The 22,842-nt window shown below is 33.8% G+C and carries 17 protein-coding genes; 3 read left to right on the top strand and 14 right to left on the bottom strand.

The features are described from left to right. Positions 1 to 73: 73 nt before the first annotated feature. The 5 genes from A9G12_RS01245 to A9G12_RS01225 are packed head-to-tail and all read right to left on the bottom strand — an operon-like array spanning position 74 to position 5,966. On the bottom strand, positions 74 to 1,759 hold the full coding sequence (locus tag A9G12_RS01245) for an NADH-quinone oxidoreductase subunit N (protein WP_065564070.1): 1,686 nt from the start codon (positions 1,757 to 1,759) through the stop codon (positions 74 to 76). A gap of 5 nt (positions 1,760 to 1,764) precedes the next feature. Continuing rightward, a complete protein-coding gene (locus tag A9G12_RS01240; RefSeq protein ID WP_065564069.1) occupies positions 1,765 to 3,309 on the bottom strand; it encodes a complex I subunit 4 family protein in 1,545 nt (514 codons plus the stop codon). Positions 3,310 to 3,326: 17 nt separating this feature from the next. Then, positions 3,327 to 5,174 (bottom strand): NADH-quinone oxidoreductase subunit 5 family protein, encoded by a 1,848-nt coding sequence (locus tag A9G12_RS01235; RefSeq protein ID WP_065564068.1) that lies wholly within the window; start codon positions 5,172 to 5,174, stop codon positions 3,327 to 3,329. Next, positions 5,171 to 5,473 carry an NADH-quinone oxidoreductase subunit NuoK gene (nuoK, locus tag A9G12_RS01230; protein ID WP_065564067.1) on the bottom strand — a complete coding sequence of 101 codons (303 nt, stop codon included), beginning with the start codon at positions 5,471 to 5,473 and terminating at the stop codon, positions 5,171 to 5,173. Before nuoK ends, A9G12_RS01235 begins: the two co-directional genes overlap by 4 nt. A 1-nt stretch (position 5,474) precedes the next feature. Continuing rightward, entirely contained in the window at positions 5,475 to 5,966 is a 492-nt protein-coding gene (locus tag A9G12_RS01225; RefSeq protein ID WP_065564066.1) for an NADH-quinone oxidoreductase subunit J family protein, read from the bottom strand. Positions 5,967 to 6,317: 351 nt separating this feature from the next. Between A9G12_RS01225 and ppc the strand changes: the two genes are divergently transcribed. After that, a complete protein-coding gene (gene ppc, locus A9G12_RS01220; RefSeq protein WP_065564065.1) occupies positions 6,318 to 8,963 on the top strand; it encodes a phosphoenolpyruvate carboxylase in 2,646 nt (881 codons plus the stop codon). Positions 8,964 to 8,998: 35 nt separating this feature from the next. Here the strand turns inward: ppc and A9G12_RS01215 are convergent, their stop codons facing one another. From A9G12_RS01215 to aspS, 5 genes are all read right to left on the bottom strand, one after another. Further along, complete coding sequence (locus tag A9G12_RS01215) at positions 8,999 to 10,060, bottom strand: SEL1-like repeat protein (RefSeq protein ID WP_065564064.1); 1,062 nt, start codon at positions 10,058 to 10,060, stop codon at positions 8,999 to 9,001. Between the two features lie 131 nt (positions 10,061 to 10,191). Beyond that, a complete protein-coding gene (gene ubiD, locus A9G12_RS01210) occupies positions 10,192 to 11,655 on the bottom strand; it encodes a 4-hydroxy-3-polyprenylbenzoate decarboxylase (RefSeq protein ID WP_065564063.1) in 1,464 nt (487 codons plus the stop codon). 83 nt (positions 11,656 to 11,738) lie between these two features. Further along, positions 11,739 to 12,155: a hypothetical protein gene (locus tag A9G12_RS01205; protein WP_065564062.1), complete on the bottom strand. Its 417-nt coding sequence runs from the start codon at positions 12,153 to 12,155 to the stop codon at positions 11,739 to 11,741. Positions 12,156 to 12,165: 10 nt separating this feature from the next. After that, a complete protein-coding gene (nudB, locus tag A9G12_RS01200) occupies positions 12,166 to 12,618 on the bottom strand; it encodes a dihydroneopterin triphosphate diphosphatase (protein ID WP_065564061.1) in 453 nt (150 codons plus the stop codon). Positions 12,619 to 12,625: 7 nt separating this feature from the next. Then, the gene (gene aspS, locus A9G12_RS01195; RefSeq protein WP_065564060.1) at positions 12,626 to 14,386 is read right to left on the bottom strand and encodes an aspartate--tRNA ligase; all 1,761 of its coding nucleotides are present in this window, start codon (positions 14,384 to 14,386) and stop codon (positions 12,626 to 12,628) included. 354 nt (positions 14,387 to 14,740) lie between these two features. Here aspS and A9G12_RS01190 point away from each other — a divergent pair, with 354 nt between their 5' ends. Beyond that, positions 14,741 to 15,511, top strand: a complete 771-nt coding sequence (locus A9G12_RS01190) for a molybdopterin-synthase adenylyltransferase MoeB (protein WP_065564143.1) — start codon at positions 14,741 to 14,743, stop codon at positions 15,509 to 15,511. Beyond that, on the top strand, positions 15,511 to 16,470 hold the full coding sequence (gene dusC / locus A9G12_RS01185; protein ID WP_065564059.1) for a tRNA dihydrouridine(16) synthase DusC: 960 nt from the start codon (positions 15,511 to 15,513) through the stop codon (positions 16,468 to 16,470). Before A9G12_RS01190 ends, dusC begins: the two co-directional genes overlap by 1 nt. On the opposite strand, the gene A9G12_RS01180 is transcribed toward dusC, so the two are convergent. The 4 genes from A9G12_RS01180 to icd form a co-directional block, all read right to left on the bottom strand. Then, a complete protein-coding gene (locus A9G12_RS01180; RefSeq protein WP_065564058.1) occupies positions 16,467 to 17,429 on the bottom strand; it encodes a hypothetical protein in 963 nt (320 codons plus the stop codon). The genes dusC and A9G12_RS01180 overlap by 4 nt on opposite strands. 1,114 nt (positions 17,430 to 18,543) lie before the next feature. After that, the gene (gene murJ / locus A9G12_RS01170) at positions 18,544 to 20,082 is read right to left on the bottom strand and encodes a murein biosynthesis integral membrane protein MurJ (RefSeq protein WP_065564056.1); all 1,539 of its coding nucleotides are present in this window, start codon (positions 20,080 to 20,082) and stop codon (positions 18,544 to 18,546) included. 121 nt (positions 20,083 to 20,203) lie between these two features. Further along, positions 20,204 to 21,559, bottom strand: a complete 1,356-nt coding sequence (locus tag A9G12_RS01165) for a citrate/2-methylcitrate synthase (protein WP_065564055.1) — start codon at positions 21,557 to 21,559, stop codon at positions 20,204 to 20,206. A gap of 19 nt (positions 21,560 to 21,578) precedes the next feature. Next, on the bottom strand, positions 21,579 to 22,841 hold the full coding sequence (gene icd / locus A9G12_RS01160) for an NADP-dependent isocitrate dehydrogenase (protein WP_065564054.1): 1,263 nt from the start codon (positions 22,839 to 22,841) through the stop codon (positions 21,579 to 21,581). Position 22,842: the final 1 nt, after the last annotated feature.

Below are 22,842 nucleotides of genomic sequence, written 5' to 3'. Positions count from 1 at the left end.
AAATTAAAGAAGACTATAATTTATACTTGTCAGCACGATTAATCTACCAGAAAAGTTTATAGCTTAATAATAATTATGTAGTTAAATATTGGGCCATACTTACTAAGCTAAACAACCATTTAGGGTAAATCCCGCATAACAGTGTTAATAGAGCTGAAATGGCAATAAATAACTCACTTATTCTAATATCTTGCCATTTTAATTTTATTACAGAACTCATTGATAGTTGATCATCCCGACTTACTGGCCTTATATAAAGATTAATAATCAAGCGCGCATAAAAATAAAGCCCCAATGCACTACCAATGACTACCGCCCCCATTAACCACCATAATTCGGCTGTAACGCCTAGCAATACTAGTAAAAATCTACCAACAAAACCAGCGGTAAGTGGCACCCCTGCTAATGATAATAATCCTAACCCCATTGATAAGGCAAGAATTGGACGACGCCAGAATAATCCTGATAAATCAACTTCATTTTCATGATCTTGTAATTCATCAGAATGTGATTCTAAACTAATCACTCCTAATATACAGATATTGGCTAATATATAACTAATTAAATAAACACCAATGGTTTCTAATGCCAATACTTGATATTGCACCGCGATTAAAGCAATTAATAAATAACCGAAATGGGCAATTGATGAATAAGCCAATAGCCTTTTCACACTACTTTGCATTAAGGCTAATGAATTACCCCACAAAATAGAACAAAATGCCATGATCACTAAAATGATACGAATGGTTTCATTATTCACAATCGGTGCTAACAAAAATAATCTAGCTATAGCACAAAATACGGCCACTTTACCCACTGTTGAAAACAACAACGCAACTACAGTTGGTGATCCTTGATAGACATCAGGCAGCCAAAGTTGAAACGGAACTAGTGATAATTTAAAGCCTATTCCCACTAACATCAGACAAACACCAGTTAACAGTAATGTACTTGGATATGACATTGTCGATAGTTGATAACTTAAACCACTGAAGGTTAATTCGCCCGTAGTGGCATAATAAAAAGCAATACCCAACAATAAAAACACACTGGCAACAGCGGATAAAATCATATATTTTATTGCCGCTTCCAGTGAGTGAGTTTGTTGATACTGATAACCAATTAGTCCAACAAATGGAATTGACAATAATTCTAAACCGATAAAGAAGGACATCAAATGACTAGCATAAACGAGTGTTACTCCACCCAATGTCATAAATAACAAAATTACATAGAATAAACCATGATGATTTTGTTCGTGCATAAACCAACGATAAGTTAGGCTTGCTACTATAATTGCAATAATCAAAATTAAACTAGTATAAAGGAGCCCATAACCATCACAGGTAAATAAGGCCGTAATATTGTGAGCTTGCCATTCATTCTTATCGACATTGGACTGTAAATTTGTTTCGCTACTAACGTTGTCATGATTATTCTCACTATTACTGGCTGGGACTACTGGTTCGGTCGGTACCGCATCAATAGCTATGGTTTCTTCATTAGAAGAATTAGCGTCTGTAACTGGTGTTGATGAAGGTACAGATATTTGCATATTGTCACTACTTATATCTGTAATCATTTGCGTATTAATAGAAATTTTATAACCAATTGCAGTAGAACAAATTAAAGCACCGAGCAGGCCTAATACAGTTAAAATGGTACACCATCTGGTGTTTACTTTTAAAATAAACACTGAAAACAGCAAAACAATGATGGCAAAGCTTAATATAAAAATCGGTGATAAGGCTAGCATATGCTTTACTCTCCCATTCGTTCTGAAATTATATATTGTTGTATTTGATTCATAACGGAATAGGACATATCTAGAATCAACTGCGGGTATAAACCAATAAAAATAAGTACAAATAATATGCTGGTTAACAACAAAATATCCTTTTTACTAAGCAACCGTTTGGTAATGGTGCCATTATCAACTACGCCATAAAAAATAGGTTGCATACGGATAATAAATGAAATCGACAACAATAATAGGCCAATCACTAATAAAATTGAATAAAAATAGAATGAAGTATAACTACCTAGTAACATCATATAATTACCAATAAAATTAGCAGTACCGGGAATTCCTAAAACAGCCAGTATAAAGAATAATGAAAACGAGGAAAGGTATCTAACATGCTCCTTGAGTCCTGTAAACTGACTAATATTACGAGTAGAATAACACTCTACTAATAATCCACTTATAATAAACATGCCCACTATAGCCAAGTTAATGGCAATCATCTGAATCACCACTCCTTGATAAGCAAGTATAGAACCACTATAAATAATAGCTGTTACAAATCCCATTAAAGCTATATGAACATAGGCTATTATTTTTTTTATATCGGTCTGATTAAATGTTAATAAAGCGGCATAAATTATTGTAAATAAAGCCAGCAACAACATTAATGGCATAATCATCAGAGATGCATTGGGAAATAGCGGAATAACAAAACGTAATAAACAAAATGTTGCTGTATTTAGTAACAAACCACTTATCATCATAGATCCGGTTGTAGAGGACTCAATATGCGCTTCGATAAACCAATTATGAAATGGTACAAATGGTATACGCACTATAAAAGCGGCCAAAAAACCTAACATTAATAAAAACTCTGTGTAACTGGAGATAGGTGTTTTAGTTAAAATTTGATAATCAAATGTCCAAGTATTAGTTAAATTCCAATTTATTAAAGCTAACGAAACTATAGATACTAACATTAATAAACTACTAATTTGGGTATAAATCAAAAACTTACTTGCGCCATTAAAACGCAATTGTGAACTTGAGTCTCGCCTTCCCCATAATGAAATCAAGAAATAGATTGGAATTGCGACTGCTTCCCAAAAAAAGAATAGTAAAAAAAGATCAGTTATCACAAATAACATCATTACTGCCGATGTCATAAATAAAATGCATAGATAAAACAGCCCTAAATTACCTAAATTTTCTTTAATAGAATAAATAATCGTCAACATCACAATAAAGAGTGTTGCGGTTATCATTAATAATGAAAATCCATCTAAAACCAGATGAAATTGTATGCCAAGCAATGGGATCCACTCAATATTTACTTCATCTATCCAATTGGTTCCTTGTTGTAAAACATCTATAGCTTCTATCCATAAATTAATCGCTATTAGTAATGTAATGACAATGGTTATAAAGGCTACGACTATTGGTAACTTATACCACCGAACTTGGATATTTACAGAGTTTACTATCCGTTGTAAAAATACATGGCATAACCATCCAATAAGTCCGCCGATTACGGGTAAGAAAACAAGCCACAGCAACATGAAAAATCACACCTTAATCAAATAAAAATCAGTAACATCAAGATAATAATGCTACCTATTACCATCGATACCATATACCATCTTAGTTGCCCATTTTCTAGGTTGACGATATACGAATTTATTTTTTTGATTCCCCATATAATCCAATCATCCCACATAGCTAAAGGGTCTCGTTTAAAGACATTAGCTAAGTAGATATAAGGTTTAACAAATATAGTATTTAGTAAAAAATCAAACCGCCAATCACCACAACATAATCGCACTAAGAATTTGACTATTGGAGTATTTAATACCTCTTGCACTTCACTATTTGGATGTGCATACAATAAATAAGCAATAAGAAAACTTAATAAAGTCACCGCCGCTAACAGAAGTTGAAAGGATAACTGACCATTAGTGTCTAAATCAGCAATTGGAATAACTCCTTGAATTGGTAAAGGGAAATAAATGAACAAGGCTGTTGTAAAAATCAGTAAGATAAAAATAGGGCAATAAGCTATCCATTTAGTCTTGGTAAAATGGTAAATTCTTTGTTTATGGTAAAATACCATAAAAATTAATCGCCAAATATTTAAACTGGATAATAAAACTCCAAGTAAACCTATGGTACCTGCAACTAAATTTTCCTCTGCCATTAATCCCCAAATGATATCGCCTTTAACATAAAAAGATGCAGATATCCAAGGCATTGCACTTAACGACAGCATGATTAATAAAAAGATACTATACAAAATAGGAAAATTGTTGATTAAACCACCTAATTTACTAATATCGCGTTCACCTTGACATTTTTTTATTAAAATAGCAGTCGATAAAGTAAGTAATGTGCTAGTAACAGCATAGTTAATCAAACAGTTTAATGATAGATTCCAATTTTCGGTAGCAAATGCATAAAAAAGGTAACTGATTTGCGCTAAATTAGTATAAGTGACAATACGTTTAATATCATATTGAACTAGCGCAATCGTGCTGGCAAATAACAGAGTTAATGACGAAATTAAGGTCATTACAGTTAGTATATCGCTAGACATCATAAATAGATTATTTAATCTTAATATTAAATAAACCCCAGCCAATATAACAGTTGAAGATTGCATTAAAGCTACTGCTGGCATTGGCGCTAATGTTGTTTCCGCAAACCATGAGTGCATAGGGAAAAGTGCTGACTTACTCATAGCCCCCAGAAATAACATTAAGGTGATCCAAAATATAATGTCGGAATCAACCGCTAAATTATCATGTGCTTGGGTTAATACATCACGAATATTTAAAGTTTCTACAGTTTGATACAGCAGGAAAATACCAATAATTAAAAAGATATCAGTTAAATGCATAATAACAAATGCTTTAACCGCAGCATAACCGTTACGGACTTGCTTATAATAAATGCCAATAAGTAAGTAAGTACTTATACTCACTCCTTCCCAACCAATTAACATAACCAAAAGATTGTCAACTAAAACAATGGTCAACATACTAGCAATTAATAAATTACTATAGGCATAAAATGTATAAATCTCTTTTCTAGAGGTTAAGTAACAAGCCGCAAAAAAATAGATTAAAAAACCAAAGAAAGCAATTAACACTAAAAAAGTCAGAGATAAGCCATCCAATGTCAATGAAATGGGAACTACAAAATCACCAACGGAAAACCAATTCCACAATGGTCTAGTATAAACTAATGACATATCTGGAACCGTATTTTTACTAAAATCAATACAGGAAAAAATGGTAATTAGCATAATCATTAGCATAGTACTAATACCAATAATTATGATATTAATTGAGCGAATATGTCTCCCTAAGCTAAGTAATAACAAAAAGGAGATCAATGGAACAATAATAGTTAAATAAAGTAAATTCATCCTTTCATTTCACTCAGTGAATCAATATTAAAGATTTTACGTCGGTAAATTAATTTAACAAGTAAAGCAAGCCCTACACAAATTTCGGCTAACACAGCAATGACTGCTATGATAGCAAGTACTTGCCCATCAGATTGTTGCCAATAACTACTAGCTGCAACTAACGCAATAATCGCACCGTTACTCATTATCATGAAACTGAGTAATAAAAAGTAAAGATTACGGCGAATCATTATACCTAATAATCCAATCACAAATAAAATAGCAGCAAAGATAAGGCAATACATGAGTGGTATCATATTACTTCTCCGATAACAGGCGATGCATAAAATGATAAGTAATTACTACCGCACCTAATAATAAAAAACCGACTAACTCAATAATCAAAATATACGAGTTTAATGACATTTCGTGCAACGAATCATTTGCTTGTTTCAAGTTTGAATAGTCAGTGCTCACTACTGCATAAAGAAGCACAACTAATAAAATAAAAGCTAGGATCAGTGGACCTAACCAAATTTTAGGACTTATGCCATGCTTACCTTGTTCAATATTATCAATACGAATTTGGAGAATAGTTGCCACCGATAAAAACAAGGTAACTGTACCACCGATAAATAAAATAATATATAAAATAGCCGAAAAATAAGTATCAAGAAGAATAAATATTAAAGCTGATGCAAAAAACGATATAACCAGATATAAAATAGCCTTATCTACACGTAAGCTACTAATCACTTTTATACTAGCGAAGATTGCTATAATCGACGCGATATAAAAAACAATGTTCATTAAATAACCTAACTTACATTTATCATGTTGATAGTATATACCCAAATCACTACAAGATACAGTTTACTGATGATTTGTCTTCATAAAAAACCAATACTTATGAAAATTTTTTTGAAAAAAATATTTTAGATTTAATGTATGTTTTAGTATATTTATTTAGTTCTTATAACTAAAACCAATTATACAAGTTAATAATATAAAATTTTATGATTTAACCTAACAATCACATTGTTATAAAGTATATATAATTTGCTAAATTAACCACTTTTTATAATTAAACAACTTTAGATTAACGCCTTAATAATTTTGCTTAAAGTTGCTTAGCTATAATAAAAACACAACGAGAATACAATGAATATTCAATACTCTTCTATGCGAAGCAACGTCAATATGTTAGGTACTTTACTCGGTGATGCAATTAAACGTGCTACGGGTAATGAAACATTTGAATTAGTAGAGCGGGTTAGGCAGTTGTCAAAATCAGCCCAGCAAGGTAATAAACAAGCTCATAATGAACTATTGAAATTAATTCAAAATCTTAATGATGAGGACTTATTACATGTTGCTCGTGCATTTAATCAATTTTTAAATTTGGTTAATACTGCGGCTGAATATTATGGCATTTCACCGCATGGGGAAGCATCTAATAGTCCTCAAAAAATGAAGGAATTATTTAGTACACTAAAAAATCTAAATTTTTCCAAGGAAGCTATTTACCAAGCAATTCAAGATTTATCCATTGAACTGGTATTAACTGCTCATCCTACAGAAATTAATCGTCGAACCATGATTAATACTTATACCGCTATTAATAGTTGTCTATCACAACTGGATCATAACGATTTAGCTGACTATGAAGTAGATCGAATTATGCGTCGCTTAAAACAACTTGTATGCCAAGCATGGTATACCGATGAAATTCGTAAAAAACGCCCTACTCCTATAGATGAAGCTAAATGGGGGTTTTCGGTTATTGAAGACAGTTTATGGGAAGGTGTACCACTATTTTTACGTGAGTTTAACGATCAATTAGTTGATGCTTTTGATGAACAATTACCAGTTGATCATGTTCCAGTTAAATTTACTTCGTGGATGGGTGGAGATCGCGATGGTAACCCAAATGTTACAGCCAAAGTCACTAGCAAAGTGATGTTACAGGCTCGTTTGAAAGCCATTGAATTATTTTTAGCTGACATTCAAATATTAGTTCGTGAATTATCAATGACAGAATGTAGTCAATCTGTTATTAATCTATTAGATGAACCGAATAAATTAGCATCTGAACCTTATAGAGCAGTAATGAAGCAACTGCGATCTCGTCTGGTGAAAACGCATAGCTATATTGTATCGTTACTTAATAATGAGCAAGTGTTAGCTCCAACTGACATTTTAGTTAAGAATGAACAATTATGGACTCCACTTTATACCTGTTACCAATCATTAATTGACAATGGTATGTCGACTATCGCTCATGGACCTCTATTAGATACGTTACGCCGCATAAAAAGTTTTGGTTTACAATTAGTAAGACTAGATATTCGCCAAGATAGTTCTGTGCACACTGAAGCATTAGATGCCTTAACTAAAGAACTTAATTTAGGCAGCTATGCCTCTTGGTCAGAACAAGAAAAACAAGAATTTTTATTGACTGAGTTACAATCTAATCGCCCTTTATTACCCTATAATTGGCAACCTGATGCTATGGTTCAAGAAGTGTTAGATACTTGTCGAGTAATAAAAAAGGCAGGAGAAGAATCAATCGCCGCTTATGTTATTTCCATGGCGAAAGCTCCTTCTGATATTCTAGCGGTTTACTTACTTCTTAAAATTGTAAATTGTGAAAAAAATATCCCGGTAGCACCATTATTTGAAACATTAGATGACTTAAATAATGCTAAAACAGTAATGCAAAGGCTATTGGATATTCCTTGGTATCGCGATAAGATCCAAGGCAAACAGATGGTAATGATCGGCTACTCTGACTCCGCCAAAGATGCTGGTTCACTTGCTGCATCGTGGGCACAATATCGATCACAAGAAGAGTTAGTAAATTTATTCAATCAATATAATATTAATCTGGTGCTATTCCATGGCCGTGGTGGTTCGATTGGTCGTGGTGGCGCTCCAGCTCATGCGGCATTACTTTCACAACCACCAGGATCGTTAAAAGGTGGATTGAGAGTTACAGAACAAGGGGAAATGATCCGTTTCAAACTTGGTTTACCGGAAGTTGCATTAAGTAGCTTAATGCTATATGCCTCAGCTATTTTACAAGCAAATTTATTGCCGCCACCTGAACCTAAACAAGCATGGCGATCTATAATGGATGAAATGTCAGATATTTCCTGCCAATGTTATCGTAGCTATGTACGTGAACGTCCAGAATTTGTTAATTATTTTAGATCTGTTACTCCTGAAGCTGAATTAGGCAGATTACCTCTTGGCTCAAGACCACAAAAACGACGAACTGGCGGTGGTATAGAAAGCTTACGTGCGATTCCATGGATTTTTGCTTGGACGCAAAATCGTTTAATGATGCCATCTTGGCTTGGTGCAGGAGATGCTTTAAAATTTGTCATTGAGAAAGGACAAAAAGCCCTTCTGCAAGAAATGTATCATAAATGGCCATTCTTTAATGCACGTTTAGGTATGCTTGAGATGGTATATGCTAAAGCTGATCCCAACATTCATGAATATTATGAACAACGATTAGTAGAACCTGCTATGTGGCCACTTGGTGAAGAATTACGCAATTTGTTAACTCAAGATATCAACACTGTATTGAGTATTACTGATGACATTAGTTTGATGGCTGACTTGCCGTGGATTGCTGAATCAGTTGCTTTACGTAATACCTATATTGAGCCATTAAACTTGCTACAAGTAGAATTATTAAACCGTTCACGGCATAGCCATGATGATGAGAATATTACAGTAGAGCAAGGTTTGATGATCACTATTTCAGGAATTGCAGCTGGTATGCGTAATTCAGGTTAAAATAAAGTATACAAAAAAAGGACATTTGTCCTTTTTTATTTGTCTTTCAATAATTCATCTAAATAAGCTTTAGCATCTGGATCACCTTGTTCTGCCGCTTTTGTAAACCAATACACAGCACGGTTTTTATTTTTTTCAATGCCTTCACCTTCTAAATATTTAATAGCTAAATTATATTGTGCATCGACACTACCTTGTTCGGCAGCTTTTGTATACCATTCAACAGCCTTTTTAGCATCTTTCGGTACACCGCCACCGACTTCGTACATCACACCAATATTATATTGAGCATCAGCATTACCTGCCTCAGCTGCTTTAGTAAACCAATGTGCCGCTTGAACATTGTCAGGTTTAGTCCCTGTACCTGTTGCAAACATAATCCCTAAATTATACATAGCCAACACATATCCATTTTCTGCAGCTTGGGTATAAAAATAATTTGCGGCAACATAGTCCTTAGTTAAACCATCGCCATATTCTGACATCAATCCCAGATAATATTGGGCTTCCGGATCGTTATTTTTAGCGGCTTTACTAAACCAATCTGCTGCAACCATGCGATCTTGTTTTACACCATCACCAAAAAAGTACATAATTCCCAAATTAAGATAAGCGTCATAAATACCTTTATCTCCTGCCTTTATCAAATAATTAATAGCAGTTACAGTATTCTTTTGTACTCCTTCTCCATCTTTATACATTAATCCTAAATTATATAAAGCTAATGCATAATTTTGATCTGCAGCTAATTTGAAATATTTAAATGCTAAAACTAAATCAGGGGTTGTTCCTAAACCATTTTGGTACATATAGGCTACATTATTTTGTGCCTTAGCTAAGCCTTGATCAGCAGCTTTTTTATACCAAAATAAAGCTCGAATATGATTAACTTCAACACCTAGCCCTTGTTGATATATGCTACCTAGCGAGTATTGAGCTTGCGCATCGCCTTTTTCCGCTGATGTGCGCAAAGAAGGAATCAATGCACTAGGATCTGCAACGTTTAGCTCCGCATCAGAAGGGATTTTGGTTTCACTAGCTATCACACTACCAGAAATAGCTAGCAACAAAGTCAACAAAATTTGAATTTTTTTCATAATTATCTGGTTATCTTTACTTAAGTTTTAATTATACATAAATGAATCATATGGGAATAGTTTTTGTTTTTTAAAAACATTGCAGTTTTAGTCAATAATGAAACATAGATGTAGAGTAATTAAATGATAAACTATAATCCAAGTTCATCCCAAATTTTATCCACCCGAGCAATAATTTCAGGATCTTTTTTAATAACTTTTCCCCATTCTCGTGCGGTTTCACCTGGCCATTTATTAGTTGCATCTAAACCCATTTTAGAACCTAAACCAGATGTCGGTGAGGCAAAATCAAGATAATCAATTGGAGTATGATCAATAAATGTTGTATCACGGTGAGGATCCATACGTGTTGAAATAGCCCACATGACATCTTTCCAATCGCGAGCATTAATATCATCATCACATACAATCACAAATTTGGTGTACATAAATTGGCGTAAATAAGACCAAATCCCCATCATCACCCGTTTAGCATGTCCTGGATATTGTTTTTTAATCGTCACAATAGCTATCCGATAAGAACACCCTTCTGGTGGTAAATAAAAATCAACAATTTCGGGGAATTGCTTTTGTAAAATTGGAATAAATACCTCATTCAATGCTAATCCCATGATTGCTGGTTCATCAGGTGGGCGCCCAGTATAAGTCGAATGGTAAATAGCATCTTTACGACGAGTCAAATGAGTTACAGTAAAAACAGCAAATTTTTCAACTTCATTATAATACCCCGTATGATCGCCATAAGGACCTTCGGGGGCAGTTTCATTCGGTTCAATATAACCTTCAAGAATAATCTCAGCTGTTGCTGGTAAATCTAAATCATTGGACAGTGCTTTTACAACTTCAGTGCGTTCACCTCGCAATAATCCTGCAAAAGCATATTCTGGTAAAGTATCTGGAACTGGGGTGACCGCGGCCAAAATTGTAGCCGGATCAGCACCGATTGCTACAGCCACCGGAAATTTTTCATTGGGATGAGCTTGTTGCCACTCTGCAAAATCAAGCGCCCCACCACGGTGTGACAACCAACGCATAATTAACTTATTTTGTCCAAGTAATTGTAAACGATAAACACCCACATTCTGTCGATCTTTTAGAGGTCCTTTAGTAATGGTTAATCCCCAAGTTAACAATGGCGCAACATCTTCAGGCCAACATTTCATAATGGGCAAACGAGTTAAATCCACCTCTTCATCTTTATAGATTACTTCCTGACATGGTGCAGATGAACGGTGTTTAACTGGCATATTTAATACTTGTTTGTATTTAGGTAATACATTAAAAAACTGTCGAATTCCTTTGGGTGGTTCAGGTTCGCGTAGGAAAGCCAGAAATTCTCCAATTTCACGTAATTGTGAAGTGTTTTGCCGACCCATTCCAATTGCCACACGTTTAGCGCTACCAAATAGATTACAAAGAACTGGCATATCATAACCTACTGGATTTTCGAATAATAAAGCTGGGCCTTCGCAACGTAATACTCTATCAGCAATTTCAGTCATTTCAAGGTAAGGATTAACAGGAAAAGTGATTCTTTTTAATTCACCTTGTTGCTCAAGGTAATCTAAGAATTCACGAAAATTAGCAAAATTCATCTATTTTTACTCCATTACCTTGTAATATTACTTAATAACCTTAATATACTTTATTATTTTAAAAATTAAATAATTACGTGTAATTAATCGGCATCAAAGTTTTCACTATACAGTGGTACTTGTTTATTTAGGTTACATGCAATAATTTTTGGTAATAATGTTTGAAATTGTTTATCGTCGATTTTAATTATTTTATCTTGATCCACTTGATAAAATAGATATTGTTCAGATTGATTATCGGATTTAAACGATGCTATCCAATAGTTTCTATCATCCGCATTTTCATTGGTAAAAATTTTAATTACACTACTTTCTCGTTTTTCTGGTTGATCATGTAACTGGTAATTAATCAGTTTTTCGGCTTTTTCAGAATCAATTTCATCAAAAAAAATATAGCTACTTGGATTAGGTTCGCATTTTTTTATATTTATCTCCGCATAGCTATTATGTGTAAAAAACAATAAGCTAGATAGAACGATGGCACATTGACTCAATTTCATTTTCTACCTCCTAATTAATTTTAAGAAAGTGATCAATTTTACCAATAGCCTCACCATTATTAGGCGATAAGGTAAGATTGATCGCATCACTGATGCTTAACCATTGATAAGCTAAATGTTCTGTAAGTACTGGTGTCATTTCACTTAAAAGTGGCAGATAAAACCAATGCTCTTTATTTACTTTTATACCTGGCGCATATCTATGCTGAAACTGCGGAAAAATATCAAATTCAACCGTATGCTTAGCATCAAGTAATGTTAGATCTTGCTTAATTATATCAATACCCGTTTCTTCAAAGATCTCACGAACCGCCGTATCATAAGGCCGTTCGTTATCCTCCATACTACCTGTCACAGATTGCCAAAAGTTAGGATCATCTATGCGTTGCAACATAAGACAACGCATGGTTGTTTGGCAATAAATCACCACTAAAACGGATTCCGGTTTTTTAAAGTTTTGCATTAAACTGTCACTGTTTTACGCTAACTTCAATCCCAAGTTCAATTAAGGCTACTGGATTAGCCGGACTTGGGGCATCAGTTAATAAACAGGTTGCCGCCGTAGTTTTAGGAAAAGCAATCACATCGCGAATATTATCAGTTCCAGTTAATAACATGGTTAATCTATCTAAACCAAACGCCAGTCCGGCATGCGGTGGCGTACCATATTTTAAGGCATCAAGTAAGAAACCAAATTTTTCACGCTGATCATGTTTATTAATACCCAAAATCGAAAAGACAGCTTGCTGCATTTCAGGACGATGAATCCTTACTGACCCACCACCAACTTCGTAACCATTAATAACCATATCGTAGGCATTTGCTACAGCATTTTCAGGATTTTTAATTAATTCTTCCGGAGAATAGTCTTTAGGAGAAGTAAATGGATGGTGCATAGCACTTAGCCCTTCATCTGTTTTTTCAAACATAGGGAAATCTACTACCCAAAGTACAGCCCATTTACTTTCGTCAGTTATGCCTAAATCTTTACCAACCTTCAATCGTAATGCACCCAATGAATCACTGACTACTTTATAACTATCAGCGCCAAATAATAAGATATCACCATCTTTAGCATTCGCACGGTTAAGTAAGGCATCCATTTGTGTTGCACTAAAGAATTTAGCTACAGGGCTTTGAACTCCTTCAAGGCCTTTGCTACGTTCATTTACTTTAATCCATGCCATACCTTTGGCACCATAAACTGAAATGAACTGAGTATACTCATCTAATTGTTTACGAGTTAACTGAGCACCATTAGGTACACATAGCAATGCAACACGACCATTAGCATCATTTGCAGGTGCTGAGAATACTTTGAAATCAACATCTTTGACTAAATCAGCAACATCAATAATCTCAAGAGGATTACGTAAATCAGGTTTATCACTACCAAAACGACGCATTGCCTCCGCAAAAGTCATAATCGGGAATTTACCTAAATCAATATTTTTCACATGCAACCAAAGCTCACGAATCATTTGTTCCATAACTTCGCGTACTTGCTCTGCAGTCATAAAGGAAGTTTCAACATCGATTTGCGTAAATTCAGGTTGGCGATCTGCTCTTAAATCTTCATCCCGGAAGCATTTAACAATCTGATAATAACGATCAAAACCTGACATCATCAGTAATTGTTTAAATAGTTGTGGTGATTGTGGCAGAGCATAAAATTCACCTTTATGAATTCTACTTGGTACTAAATAGTCTCTAGCCCCTTCAGGAGTAGCCTTAGTCAACATCGGTGTTTCTATATCTAAAAAACCATGTTCATTCATAAATGAACGTACAAATGCTGTCACCTGAGCGCGAGTTTTAAAAATTGCGGTCATTTCCGGACGGCGTAAATCAATATAACGATACTTTAAACGCTGTTCTTCGCTATTATTTTGGTTAAAATCAAGTGGTAAAACATCACTACGATTAAAAATCGTCAGTTCTGTAGCAAGAACCTCAACTTCACCTGTAGCCATGTCCTTATTGACTTGCCCTTCTGGTCTCGCTCTTACTTTGCCTTTAATCTGAATACAAAATTCATTACGCAATTCACTAGCCAGTTGGAAGGCTTGTTGATAGTCAGGATCAAAAAAGACTTGCACTATCCCTTCACGGTCACGCATATCAATAAAAATCATACCACCTAAATCTCGGCGTTTATTGACCCAACCACATAATGTTACTTCTTGATTAATATGAGCTGCTGTTAACTGACCACAATAAATCGAACGCATAAAATATCCTGTTTAAATATCAACCTATAAAATATTAAGTATTATAAATTAAATAAACCCCATATAAAGGTATTTATTGAGATTTACTCGCGATTTATTTAATTATTTTTTAAATACTCTAATTATCTTTTATATTAACGTACCGATTTGTTAATGCTAATACGTTATGTTAAGCAGAGTAGTTATTTTGTAATAATTTTATTGTATTCAATCTCAAGCTATAAGCCACTAATAACCGTAGATAATTTTTAATACATTAACTGACTTTGATGAATAATTCTAATAGCTTGGCACTTTGGTGTGCCAAGTTTCTGCTATAATGTACTTCAATTATTGATAACTGAAATTATCCCCATGCAAGAACTTAGTGATCAAGAACTTCTGCGTTATGATAGACAAATTACCTTACGTGGATTTGATATTGATAAACAACAAATACTTAAAAACAGTTCAGCACTCATTATTGGTTTAGGTGGGCTCGGTTGTTCAGCTTCACTCTATTTAACCGCTGCGGGGGTTGGCAAATTAACATTAATTGATTTTGATACGGTGTCAAAATCCAACTTAAATCGGCAGATTTTATATACTGAAAAATCTGTAAATCAATATAAAGTTAAGCAAGCTCAACAAGTCTTAACTAATATTAATGCAGATACAGTCATTGAAACAGTTAATCAACAACTTGATGATATTAAGCTAATTTCACTAATTAAACAGCATAATATTGTGATTGATTGCACTGACAATTTAGCTACTCGTGAACAAATTAACCGTTGTTGTTATGCCGTAAAAAAACCGTTAGTTTCCGGTGCGGCTATTCGTATGGAAGGGTTATTAACGGTGTTTACTTATCAAAATGATCAACCTTGCTATCATTGTTTAAGTCGCTTATTCGGTCAAGATCAACTTACTTGTGTTGAGGCTGGAGTAATGGCTCCATTAGTGGGAATGTTTGGTTCTATGCAAGCATTGGAAGCTATAAAAGTATTAACCAATTATGGCCAACCGTTGATTGGTCGTTTACTTATGGTTGATACGATGAATATGCAATTTAATCAGGTAACTATAATTAAACAAGCTAATTGCCCCGTATGTGGTACTAAAAACTTACATAAGGTTAATTAATGGAACTGAAAAGAATTATCTTAGCTCCCATGGAAGGAGTGCTAGATTATAACGTGAGGCAAATTTTAACTGAAATTAATCAATTTGATTATTGTGTTACTGAGTTTATACGTGTTACCCATCATAAACTATCTCAACGAACTTTTTACCGATTTTGCCCGGAATTGCATAATCAAGGCAAAACTAAATCTGGGACACCGGTTCGAGTACAACTTCTTGGACAATCACCAGAATGGATGGCAGAAAATGCAGTTAAAGCTATTGAATTAGGGTCATTTGGCGTGGATATTAACTTTGGTTGCCCGGCAAAAACCGTAGTCGGCAGTCAAGGTGGGGCTTTTTTATTAAAGTACCCTGATCAGATATTTAATATTGTTAAACAAGTACGACAAGCTATTACTAAAACTAACATACTATCAGTAAAAATTCGTTTAGGTTGGGATGATAAATCATTGTGCTTTGATATTGCTGATGCCATCCAATTAGCCGGAGCCGACGAAATTGTTATTCATGGTAGAACAAAACAAGACGGCTACAGGGCAGATAAAATTGATTGGCATACGATTGGGTTGATTGAACAACAACTAACAATTCCAGTTATTGCCAATGGTGAAATTTCTTCAGCATTAGATGCACAAAATTGCGTCAATCAAAGTCGAACTAATCATATTATGCTTGGTCGTGGTATCCTAAATATTCCTAACCTAGCCAATATGATTCGTTATTCTGAACCGGCGTTGAATTGGCAAGCTGTAATGCAAATATTAATTAGCTACGCCACCACACCAATTGATAATGTTAAGCCACTTTATCATTCTGCACGTATTAAACAATGGCTAGCCTATTTGAAACAATATTATGGACAAGCATCGGAGCTCCTTCAACAAATCAGAGTTTTAAAATCGCAACAAGAGATTTGTGATTTTTTGCAAAAAACTGCTAATAATCAAACAAATTAAAAACTATCACAATATTTATTTCTTCGCGAAAAGTATCTTTGAGTGACATAACGAAGAATTAAGCAAGAGAAAATAAATGAGACTAATCCTATTACTATCTTAGCTAACAAAGAAAAAGATGAATGTGACCAATCCACACAATTATCGAGTATAAAAATAGTAAATATAAAAAAACAATTAACTAAGAATAATAACAAAAATGCAACTGCGATACTTCTTATAATTCGACCTGTTTGTAAAATCATAAAGGTTTGAGTAAATGAATTACCAATTATCAATATGACTATCAATGCACTAATGATAAAAGTGATTAGCGGCAAAATAATATTGGTTGTGTAAGAAATATAGAATTTATTTTGATAAATCGAAACATCCATAATAGATGAAGTCACCTCAAGCCCAATAAACAAGAACACTACCATAAATAACGTTAAATGAATTAGACGGCTATTATCGCTAGTTAATTCAAATGGTTGCTTACTTTTATCAAACCATTTACTGAAAAATTTGATAAAAAAGTAAAGCCATAAACTGCCCAAAATATAACTTAAATAGCTAGGAATAGTACCTATAAACAGAAAAACTAGCCATGAATCAGAAGGAATAATATTAGATAGCATACTTCTATAAAGAAAATCGGCTGACTCTAATAACAAATAAGATATCGCATTAAGCAGACATATATTTAATAATAATATTGCTATATTTTTTAATGTAACAATATGAATATTCGAACGATATAGTGCTATGGAGCAAACCACAAAAAAGAATAAACAATCAGGAATCAAACGAAATAGTTGATAAACGATCATTCGACTCAAAAAAGGCAATAAGGTTAAATAATCGTCATAAACTGCCAGAACATTAAACATAAACAAGACATTACAAATTAATGAGTCTAAGACAAAAAGCAACACAACAAAAATAAAAGGCAATTTAAAAAAAGATACTTTTTCCATTTAACTTCCCTAATTAGTAAGTCCAATCTTCTTTAATTGAATAATGATAATAAAGTTATTATTATCAATATAGATAAACTATCTTTCAATATTATGTTTAATAATAATTAGTGTTATTTATTTTCTAGGAAAAATAACGTCTGGTAACGATATTTAGAATCAAACAAAAGAAAAGTGGTTGTAATAATAACAAAAAGATTAAATAAGGTAAGTTAAAAACTTCTCGAAATGAATTAATATACAGTTTATCCATGTATTGGAGCATAAAAAAATAATCTATAAAGATACAAATTAAAATGATACCACTTGCTATCAGTGAACTATTGATAAGTTTATCGTATTGAATTTTTTTAAAAGCACATAAAAAATTTTTTTTGGACGAAAAAATACTCAATAGTAGACTTATTACAAAGAAAATATTAAAAAAGTTAATGCTTTGATACTGCTTAGTGCCAAGAATATAAACATGTTCGAATGAATTTACGATTAAGTTATATCCTAATATCAATATATAACTGTTAAATACTAAAAACAAAATAAAATGGATTTTAACACTATTCATTGTGGTAATTACAAATGGTGATTGATTTTTTATAAAAAATCTTCCAAAAAACTTCATTAAATAGTATGCAGATAGGCTATAAAATAACAAACTAATAATAGTACCAAAGATATTAAGTAATATATCAAAGAACATTCCGAAGCCTATAATATTGGATCTTATACTTAATCGAATAAAATAAGCAATGAATGACAATATCGGCATAGTGATAACTAACAATCTTATATTAGTTTTATTAACCATATTGATGGTTGCTGAGCACAGTATTAAAGATAGAAATCCAAATAACCATAAAGTTTCAAGAAAGAGACGAACAATTATTCTTTCTCCAATATCTCTAAATGATAAGTAAGTAAATGGGTGATGTAATTGATAAGAAAAATAAAGTACAGTAAATAGAAAATATAAGAGAAAACTGATTAAAAAGTATATTATTGTACCAATCATTGGCAGTTTAAAAAAAGATAATTTTTGCACTTAACTTTCCTTTTTTATTAAGGATTTTATACTTAAACATTATGCTCTCCTGAAACATTTTTACATATATTCCTATTATTCAATACGTTTAATAAAATGTTTAATTTTAAAACCCATCACAACAAGTGATCCAAAATAAACTATAATCCCCACAATAACTAACAACAATAAGCGTATAACTCGTGTTAACATTGATCCTGTTGACCAATCAGGTAGCCACTGTGCACCACACCATAATACTACTGACATTAAAATAACAGCTATAATCACTTTAATAAGGAATCCTCGCCAACCTGATTGTGGTTGGTAAAGTTGTTTTTTGCGTAGTTGCCAAAACAATAATCCGGCATTAAAGCAAGCAGCAAGACCTATTGATAGTGAAAGACCTGCATGCTTTAAAGGACCAATAAAAGCAAGATTCATTAATTGCGTTAAAATTAAAGTAAAAATAGCAATTTTTACAGGAGTTTTAATATCTTGTCGTGAATAAAATGCTGGAGCTAATACTTTAATCAAAATCAAACCGAGTAATCCTATAGAATAGGCCACTAAGGCGCGTTGCGTCATTAATGTATCATTTAAAGTAAATTGCCCATACTCAAATAATGTTGATATTAATGGCCGTGAAATTACTCCTAAAGCTACAGTACTTGGTAAGGCTAATAAGAAACAGAGCCGTAATCCCCAATCAAGCAGTTCTGAATATTGCTTATGATCACCTTTGGCAAAGCTCTTAGCTAACGATGGCAATAAAATAGTCCCTAAAGCCACACCGAGTACACCAGCTGGAAACTCCATTAGGCGATCGGCATAATACATCCAAGATACCGAACCTGAAATTAAAAAGGAAGCAAAAATAGTGTTAATAATCAACGAAATTTGGCCAACTGATACGCCTAAAATAGCCGGCCCCATTTGCTTTAATACTCGCCAAACACCACTATCTTTAAAACTAATACGAGGTAACACCAACATGCCAATTTTTTTCAAATATGGAAGTTGATAAAGTAATTGCAAAATCCCCCCTACTCCTACAGAAACTGCCAATGCCATAACCGGTGGATTAAAGTAAGATGTTAAAAATAATGTGAATACAATCATGCTTATATTAAGCAAAGTTGGCACAAATGCGGGGACAGAAAACCGATTCCAAGTATTTAATATTGCACCTACCAGAGAAGCAAGTGAAATAAAAAAGATATAGGGAAACGTTATTTGTAACAAGGTTGTGGCTAACTCAAATTTCTCAGTAGATTCTTGTAAAAATCCTGGTGCCGTAATCATAATAACAATAGGAGCAGTCACCACACCTATTAACGTAACTATAGCCAAAACTAAGGTTAATAAACCCGCAACATAAGCAACAAAAGTTCGCGTTGCCTCAATACCTTGTTGATTTTTATATTCGGCTAAAATGGGCACAAATGCTTGAGAAAAAGCACCTTCAGCAAAAATACGTCTGAGTAAATTAGGTAGCTTAAAGGCGACAAAAAAAGCATCGGTAGCCATCCCTGCCCCAAAAAAGCGAGCAATAATGGCATCACGTACGAAACCTAATACGCGTGAAACCATGGTCATTGAACTAATTGCCGCTAAAGATTTTAGAAGATTCATATATACAGCCTAAAACAAATACTGTGGCATAGTCTACAAATTATTCTTTTAAATCACCATGCTTTTTTCAATAAACTTAGATTATAAAGCACCGTCAGTTGCTTACGAACAATGAGTAAGTTTAACGATCTTTTAATGGAACAAATTCCATAATCTCTCCCACATTTTTATAAGCAGGTCGGATAATTCGGCGATCATCAAAGTTTAGTTCTTCAATTCGATGGGCACACCAACCAACAATACGGGACATAGCAAATAGTGGTGTATATACCTCTTTAGGCAAACCAATCATGTCATAAACAAATCCGGAATAAAAATCGACATTAGCACAAACCTGTTTTTTGGTTCTGGCATTTTTACGATTAACAACGGCCTGAATTGCTCGTTCCTCAAGCAACTTTAAAAAGTTATACTCTTGTTCGCGACCTTTCTCTTTGGCAAGTTCATAGGCCATCTCTTTAAGCAATACAGCTCTAGGATCGGAGACCGTATAAACCGCATGCCCAATACCATAAATCAAACCTTTTTTATCAAACACTTCTTTATTCAAGATACGTTGTAAATAGCTATCAATTTCGCTGGCATCTGCCCAATTTTTAATTACTTCTTTGAGATGCTTTAACATTTTGCCGACTTGTAGATTAGCACCACCATGTAATGGACCTTTTAGTGAACCTATGCCGGCAGCAATCGATGAATAGGTATCTGTTCCAGTTGAGCTAGTCACACGCACTGTAAATGTAGAATTATTACCACCACCATGCTCAGCATGAATAATCATTGCTAAATCTAGTACTCTAACATCAAGATCAGTATAACCGTTCGATCCTTTCATCATATATAAAAAATTTTCAGCAATAGAAAAATCTTCATGAGGATGACGAATATGCAGTGATTTTCCTTTAGCGCTATGGCTTAACATATTATAGGCGTAAGCAATAATAGCAGGAAATTTAGCAATTAAATCAATTGATTGACGCATCAAGTTATCGCGTGAGGTATCATCAGGTTCTTGATCATAGGTATACATTTCGAGCACAGTTCTAGCTAAAATATTCATCACATCATGGCCTTCAAGTTCCATAATGGCTATTTTAGTTTGCTTTTCTAACGCCATCGATTCACATAGTAAGCGTGAAAAATCATGTAACTCTTCTGCATCTGGTAAATTACCAGATAATAGCAAATAGATAGTTTCTTCAAAACCAGTACGTTTTTCTTGCTGTGCATTATGTACCAAATCATCAATATCAATCCCTCGATATAATAATTTACCAGGAATCGGTTTTAATGATCCATCTTGCAAACGTTCATATCCAACTACATCACCAATACTGGTTAAACCGACTAATACTCCTGTATGATCTGCATTACGCAATCCGCGTTTAACATTGAATTTTTCGAATAAATGTGTATCTATTTTACTGGTACTTTTTATTGTTTCAGATAATTTATAAACCAAGAATTTTTCTTTCATTTTCGTTTAACTCCTGACTCTATAAATTATCAATAACAGCTTGAGTAAATTGGCTGGTAGTTAACTCTTCACCATCTTTCATAAATCGAGCTAAATCAACTGTCGCTTTACCATTTTGAAATAATTTTTCCATTGCTCCTGTGATCAGTTGCCCTACTTCATACCAACCTAGATAATCAAACATCATTACACCGGATAATAATAATGAAGAAGGATTTGCTTGATTTTTGCCAGCGATATCTGGTGCAGTACCATGAGTAGCTTCAAAAATAGCATGACCAGTCATATAATTAATATTGGCACCCGGTGCTATACCAATACCTCCTACCATCGCAGCAAGCTGATCTGATACATAATCGCCATTGAGATTCAATGTAGCAACCACAGAATAGTCTTCAGGTTTTAATAAGGTATTTTGTAAAAATGCATCACAAATGACATCTTTTATAATTAATTTCCCCGTTAATTTTGCTGCTTGTAATGCTTGTTTTGCTACTTCATTACCTTGTTCTTTTTGAAGTTTTGCATATTGGTTCATAGTAAAAACGCTATCAGCAAACTCACACTCTGCTAATGCATACCCCCACTGTTTAAATCCACCTTCAGTGAATTTCATAATATTACCTTTATGTACTAATGTAACCGACGGTAGTTTATGTTGTAGCGCATATTCGATAGCCGAGCGAATCAAGCGCTCAGAGCCTTCAATTGAAACGGGTTTAACACCAAATGATGAAGTGTTAGGAAACCTGACTTTTTTTACTCCCATTTGTTGTGATATAAATTGATAAAATTTTTCCGCTTCCGGTGTACCTTGCTGCCATTCAATACCAGCATAAATATCTTCAGTATTTTCACGAAAAATAGTCATACTAACTTTTTCCGGATATTTAACTGGTGATTCAACTCCTTTAAACCAACGTACTGGTCGCAAGCACACATAAAGATCTAACTCTTGACGAAGTGCGACATTAAGCGAACGAATCCCACCACCTACTGGCGTAGTTAAAGGACCTTTAATACCAACAAGGTACTGTTTAAAAGTATTCATTGTTTCATCTGGTAGCCAAGAACCATTAAGATTAAATGATTTTTCACCAGCAAGTACTTCATGCCATTCAATGCTTCGTTTACCTTGGTAAGCTTTTGCAATTGCTTTATCAAAAATCTGACGGGCTGCCCCCCAAATCTCTTTACCGACACCATCCCCTTCAATAAAAGGAATAATAGGATGATCAGGTACAACTAATTGTCCATTTTCAATTAAAACTTGTTGCTTCATA

The sequence above is a fragment of the Gilliamella sp. wkB112 genome, assembly GCF_001690685.1.
Lineage (GTDB): Bacteria > Pseudomonadota > Gammaproteobacteria > Enterobacterales > Orbaceae > Gilliamella > Gilliamella apicola_J.
The sequence above is the reverse complement of the archived record's forward strand: the minus strand, read 5'-3'. Positions and strand labels throughout refer to the sequence as shown.